This window comes from Pseudomonas wayambapalatensis (assembly GCF_049942315.1).
GTDB lineage: Bacteria > Pseudomonadota > Gammaproteobacteria > Pseudomonadales > Pseudomonadaceae > Aquipseudomonas > Aquipseudomonas wayambapalatensis.
Genome location: NZ_JBNFMU010000177.1, coordinates 1 through 5,392 on the forward strand (window position 1 = coordinate 1; position 5,392 = coordinate 5,392).

The 5,392-nt window shown below is 62.9% G+C and carries 4 protein-coding genes; all 4 read left to right on the forward strand.

From position 1 onward, the window contains the following. Positions 1 to 279 precede the first annotated feature (279 nt). The 4 genes from glnA (at position 280) to ntrC (ending at position 5,161) form a co-directional block, all read left to right on the forward strand. On the forward strand, positions 280 to 1,686 hold the full coding sequence (gene glnA / locus ACPZMI_RS12615) for a glutamate--ammonia ligase (protein ID WP_063541420.1): 1,407 nt from the start codon (positions 280 to 282) through the stop codon (positions 1,684 to 1,686). Between the two features lie 150 nt (positions 1,687 to 1,836). Continuing rightward, a complete protein-coding gene (locus tag ACPZMI_RS12620; RefSeq protein WP_186711848.1) occupies positions 1,837 to 2,379 on the forward strand; it encodes a chorismate mutase in 543 nt (180 codons plus the stop codon). A 263-nt stretch (positions 2,380 to 2,642) separates the two neighbouring features. Then, on the forward strand, positions 2,643 to 3,728 hold the full coding sequence (gene glnL / locus ACPZMI_RS12625; RefSeq protein WP_186665741.1) for a nitrogen regulation protein NR(II): 1,086 nt from the start codon (positions 2,643 to 2,645) through the stop codon (positions 3,726 to 3,728). Then, entirely contained in the window at positions 3,725 to 5,161 is a 1,437-nt protein-coding gene (ntrC, locus tag ACPZMI_RS12630; protein WP_063541426.1) for a nitrogen regulation protein NR(I), read from the forward strand. The genes glnL and ntrC overlap by 4 nt, the downstream gene beginning before the upstream one ends. The last annotated feature ends 231 nt before the right edge of the window (positions 5,162 to 5,392 follow it).

The window sequence follows — 5,392 nt, forward strand, 5'->3', positions numbered from 1 at the left end:
CCCCGCGAAGAGGCCCTCAAAAAACGCATCACGCACAAATAAGCGCACCAAAATGAAGCATTGTCGCTAGGAAATGCCTTTTATGAGTGCACAGCCTCACACCCTTCCCTCGCCAAACGCCCGCAAACGCCCATTTTCATGGCGCCCTCGCCATTTTCGGGCACTGGCATGCAATTTGCTCCCTTGTGATGCAGGTAAGCTTGGCCGACTATCCGCGCCCGGCGACACCCTTTTTCCAGGGCAGCGGCCAAGCGCACCCTAGACCATCCGGAGGACAACATGTCGAAGTCGGTTCAACTCATCAAAGATCATGACGTCAAGTGGATTGATCTGCGTTTCACGGACACCAAAGGCAAACAGCACCACGTCACCATGCCGGCTCGCGATGCGCTGGATGAAGACTTCTTCGAAGCTGGCAAGATGTTCGACGGCTCCTCCATCGAGGGCTGGAAAGGCATCGAAGCTTCCGACATGATCCTGCTGCCGGACGACTCGTCCGCCGTGCTGGACCCGTTCACCGAAGAGCCGACCCTGATCCTGGTCTGCGACGTGATCGAGCCGTCCACCATGCAAGGCTACGACCGCGACCCACGCGCCATCGCCAAGCGTGCCGAAGAGTTCCTGAAGAGCACCGGCATCGGCGACACCGTGTTCGTCGGCCCGGAGCCTGAGTTCTTCATCTTCGACCAGGTGAAGTTCAAGTCGGACATCTCCGGCTCGATGTTCAAGATCTACTCCGAACAAGGCTCCTGGATGACCGACCAGGACGTCGAAGGCGGCAACAAGGGCCACCGCCCTGCCGTCAAAGGCGGCTACTTCCCGGTTCCGCCGTGCGACCACGACCACGAAATCCGTACTGCCATGTGCAACGCCATGGAAGAAATGGGCCTGGTCATCGAAGTTCACCACCACGAAGTGGCGACTGCCGGCCAGAACGAGATCGGTGTGAAGTTCAACACCCTGGTCACCAAGGCTGACGAAGTCCAGACCCTGAAGTACTGCGTGCACAACGTCGCCGACGCCTACGGCAAGACCGCAACCTTCATGCCGAAGCCGCTGTACGGCGACAACGGCTCGGGCATGCACGTTCACATGTCGATCTCCAAGGACGGCAAGAACACCTTCTCCGGCGAAGGCTATGCCGGCCTGTCCGACACCGCCCTGTACTTCATCGGCGGCATCATCAAGCACGGTAAGGCCCTGAACGGCTTCACCAACCCGGCCACCAACTCCTACAAGCGTCTGGTACCAGGCTTCGAAGCCCCGGTCATGCTGGCCTACTCGGCCCGTAACCGTTCGGCCTCGATCCGTATTCCTTACGTTTCCAGCCCGAAAGCCCGCCGCATCGAAGCGCGCTTCCCGGACCCGGCTGCCAACCCGTACCTGTGCTTCGCCGCACTGCTGATGGCCGGCCTGGACGGTATCCAGAACAAGATCCACCCAGGCGATGCCGCCGACAAGAACCTGTACGACCTGCCGCCTGAAGAGGCCAAGGAAATCCCACAGGTTTGCGGTAGCCTGAAAGAAGCCCTGGAAGAGCTGGACAAGGGCCGTGCGTTCCTGACCAAGGGCGGCGTGTTCTCCGACGACTTCATCGATGCCTACATCGAGCTGAAGTCCGAAGAAGAAATCAAGGTCCGTACCTTCGTTCACCCGCTGGAATACGACCTGTACTACAGCGTTTGATGCGCGCGGCGCTTGCGCCGTGACCGTCTAGAGAAACGGCCTCCTTCGGGAGGCCGTTTCTGTTTTTACACTCAAGCCATTCGGACGCATCCTACTGGTGCACCGAGCAGCATTGGCCACACTCGCATCTCCACCTGCCAGGAGATTCCCATGCACCCACTGCCACTTGCCCTGCTCTGCGTCATTGCCCTGTCCGGCTGCGTGAACGCCACCCCACCCGACACCACCTTCGACCCGCTGCTCGACAGCATCGAACAACGGCTGGATATCGCCCAGGCGGTCGCCCTGCATAAATGGGATCGCCAGCAGCCGGTGCAGGACAGCCCTCGCGAACAACAAGTGCTGTTGAACGTGAGCCAGCTTGCCCCCGAGCACGGGCTGGATCCGGCACGCGCCAGCCAGTTCTTCAGCGACCAGATAGAAGCCAACAAGCTCAGGCAGTACCACCTGCTCACGCAATGGCACCTGCTGCAAAAAGCCCCCGACATCCCACGCCAGGACCTCGCCAGCGAGATCCGTCCGCGCCTGGACCTGCTGCAAGGCCGACTGCTCGACGCCCTCGCCCGCTTCGACCAGGCGCCTCCCGCGCAGTGCGGCCACGCACTGGCCGAAGCCATTGCCTTGCGCTCCAGCGACGCCCCGCGTCGGCTGTTCCTCATCCGGGCCACCGCCAACCTCTGCCAACGCCCCTGAGGCTCTATGCTCTATATTGGTGCACAAAACCGCTGAACGCCCTGCAATGCCCCCCAAATTAGGTCAGGAGAATCGCTAAACCAGGCTTTTCTGAGCCGATTTTGCGCATACCCAGCGCTTTATCGGGCAATTCCGCTTCTTTTCGGAGCCTTGGTTTGTTTCTTGCATTTTCAGGCTATCAGCGGAATACCAGCGTGCCCGCCCCTGGCTCGACCAGGGGCGCCATGTGCCAGAACAGCGCCAAAAGAGGTCAACGACGCCCCATGACCATCAGCGATGCACAGCACCGTCTGCTACTGGACAACCTGACCACTGCCACCTTGCTGCTCAACAGCGAACTGCGCCTTGAGTACATGAACCCGGCAGCGGAAATGCTCCTGGCCGTCAGCGGCCAGCGCAGCCATGGCCAGTTCATCAGTGAACTGTTCACCGAATCGACCGAGGCGCTCAATTCCCTGCGCCAGGCCGTGGAGCAGGCGCACCCGTTCACCAAGCGCGAAGCCCAACTGACCTCGTTGACCGGCCAGAGCATCACCGTTGACTACGCCGTGACGCCGATCCTGCACCAGGGCAACACCCTGCTGCTGCTCGAAGTCCACCCGCGCGACCGCCTGCTGCGCATCACCAAGGAAGAAGCGCAGCTGAGCAAGCAGGAAACCACCAAGATGCTGGTGCGCGGCCTCGCCCATGAGATCAAGAACCCGCTCGGCGGCATCCGCGGCGCAGCCCAGCTGCTGGCCCGCGAGCTTCCCGAAGATGGCCTGCGCGACTACACCAACGTCATCATCGAAGAAGCCGACCGCCTGCGTAACCTGGTCGACCGCATGCTCGGCTCGAACAAGCTGCCGTCGCTGTCGATGACCAACGTGCACGAAGTGCTCGAACGTGTCTGCAGCCTGGTAGAGGCCGAAAGCCAGGGCGGCATCACCCTGGTGCGCGATTACGACCCGAGCCTGCCGGACGTGCTGATCGACCGCGAGCAGATGATCCAGGCCGTACTCAATATCGTGCGCAACGCCATGCAGGCGATCAGCGGGCAGAACGAACTGCGCCTGGGCCGCATCACCCTGCGCACCCGCGCGGTGCGCCAGTTCACCATCGGCCATGTGCGCCACAGGCTGGTGGCACGGGTCGAGATCATCGACAACGGCCCCGGCATTCCCTCGGAACTGCAGGACACCCTCTTCTATCCCATGGTCAGCGGGCGCCCGGACGGTACCGGGCTCGGGCTGGCCATTACCCAGAACATCATCAGTCAGCATCAGGGGCTGATCGAGTGTGAAAGCCATGCCGGCCATACCACCTTCTCGATCTTCCTGCCCCTGGAACAAGGAGCCACAGCCCCATGAGCCGTAGTGAAACCGTGTGGATCGTCGACGATGATCGTTCCATCCGCTGGGTCCTGGAAAAAGCCCTGCAACAAGAGGGCATGACCACCCAGAGCTTCGACAGTGCCGACGGAGTCATGGGTCGCCTGGCCCGGCAGCAGCCGGACGTGATCATCTCCGACATCCGCATGCCTGGCGCCAGCGGCCTGGACCTGCTCGCGCAGATTCGCGAACAGCACCCGCGCCTGCCGGTGATCATCATGACCGCCCATTCCGACCTGGACAGCGCGGTGGCGTCTTACCAAGGCGGTGCCTTCGAGTACCTGCCCAAGCCGTTCGACGTCGACGAGGCGGTGTCGTTGGTCAAGCGCGCCAACCAGCATGCCCAGGAACAACAGGCGCTCGAAGCGCCGCCGGTACTCGCCCGCACGCCCGAGATCATCGGCGAAGCCCCGGCAATGCAGGAGGTGTTTCGCGCCATCGGGCGGCTGAGCCACTCCAACATCACCGTGCTGATCAACGGCGAGTCCGGTACCGGCAAGGAACTGGTCGCCCACGCCCTGCACCGCCACAGCCCGCGTGCGGCTTCGCCGTTCATCGCCCTGAACATGGCGGCGATTCCCAAGGACCTGATGGAGTCCGAGCTGTTCGGCCACGAGAAAGGCGCCTTCACCGGCGCGGCCAACCAGCGACGCGGACGCTTCGAACAGGCTGACGGCGGCACCTTGTTCCTCGACGAGATCGGCGACATGCCTGCCGACACCCAGACCCGCCTGCTGCGCGTGCTGGCCGATGGCGAGTTCTATCGGGTCGGTGGCCATGTACCGGTGAAGGTGGATGTGCGCATCATCGCCGCGACCCACCAGAACCTGGAATCACTGGTACAGGCCGGCAAGTTCCGTGAAGACCTGTTCCACCGCCTGAACGTGATTCGTATCCACATCCCGCGCCTGGCTGACCGGCGCGAGGATATCCCGGCCCTGGCCCGCCACTTCCTGGGCCGCGCGGCGCGGGAGCTGGCGGTCGAGCCCAAGCTGCTGAAGCCGGAAACCGAGGAGTTCATGCGCAACCTGCCGTGGCCTGGCAACGTGCGTCAGCTGGAGAACACCTGCCGCTGGATCACGGTGATGGCCTCCAGCCGCGAGGTGCTGATCGGCGACCTGCCGCCAGAGCTGCTCAACCTGCCGCACGATGCCGCGCCGGTCACCAATTGGGAGCAGGCGCTGCGCCAGTGGGCCGACCAGGCCCTGGCGCGCGGGCAGTCGAATCTGCTCGACAGCGCCGTGCCGAGCTTCGAACGGATCATGATCGAGACCGCACTCAAGCACACCGCCGGACGCCGACGCGATGCCGCAGTGCTGCTGGGCTGGGGGCGCAACACCCTGACTCGCAAGATCAAGGAGCTGGGGATGAAGGTCGATGGCGGGGATGACGACGAGGGAGAGGATCACTGAGGCCTGACGCGTCGCGCTGCGCTCATCCGATCCCAAAGCAAGCCCCGCTCCTGTAGGAGCGGGCTTGCCCGCGAACACGGGCGTAGCCCGTGCCATGCACCTCGGTGTCTTTTTCGCGGGCAAGCCCGCTCCTACAGGAGCGGGGCTTGCTTTGGGATCGGATGAGCGCAGCGCGATGCGTCAGGCCTCAGTGATCCTCTCCCTCGTCGTCATCCCCGCCATCGACCTTCA

Bases quoted from the DNA above. Each gene is read 5' to 3' on its own strand.
- glnA (WP_063541420.1), top strand. From the start codon at position 280: ATGTCGAAGTCGGTTCAACTCATCAAAGATCATGACGTCAAGTGGATT.
- ACPZMI_RS12620 (WP_186711848.1), top strand. From the start codon at position 1,837: ATGCACCCACTGCCACTTGCCCTGCTCTGCGTCATTGCCCTGTCCGGC.
- glnL (WP_186665741.1), top strand. From the start codon at position 2,643: ATGACCATCAGCGATGCACAGCACCGTCTGCTACTGGACAACCTGACC.
- ntrC (WP_063541426.1), top strand. From the start codon at position 3,725: ATGAGCCGTAGTGAAACCGTGTGGATCGTCGACGATGATCGTTCCATC.